Below are 406 nucleotides of genomic sequence, written 5' to 3'. Positions count from 1 at the left end.
AATGTTTGATGTCATTAAGGCTTATCTCTTTCAGCTTTTGATGGCAAAAATGAACTGAATAGATGCCATCGGTGTTCATGTGACGTAAGGCTACTGGGTACCCTTGTAGTGCTTTGGATACTCGAAATACTTTACCTTTGAAGAAAATTTCACCTTGTGCCTGAACTTTTCGAACCTGATCATCAGGCCCATACTCAATGGCTGGTAAGTTCTCAGGATAGCAACGCTGGCTTGGTTGATAACGAGAAATGGGAGTTTTCATTCCTAATGACTCATGCGGACGCTCAAGGTTATAGATCTCTCGAAAAGTATTAAACTGACGTTGGCAATGAGCTAGATCTTCGAACTGGTGCCGTATAATAACTTCGGCCTTGAGAGTTCGATGAAAACGTTCATCTTTTCCCTG

The 406-nt window shown here is 41.9% G+C and carries 1 protein-coding gene; it reads right to left on the bottom strand.

The annotated features are described in order from the left end of the window. On the bottom strand, positions 1–406 hold a 406-nt coding region (locus KJB30_RS17860; RefSeq protein ID WP_214301725.1), incomplete at both ends, for an integrase core domain-containing protein.

Source organism: Pelotalea chapellei, assembly GCF_018531195.1.
Classification (GTDB): Bacteria; Desulfobacterota; Desulfuromonadia; order Geobacterales; family Pseudopelobacteraceae; genus Pelotalea; species Pelotalea chapellei.
Note: the sequence above shows the minus strand (reverse complement) of the source record. Positions and strands in the feature narration are given on the sequence as shown.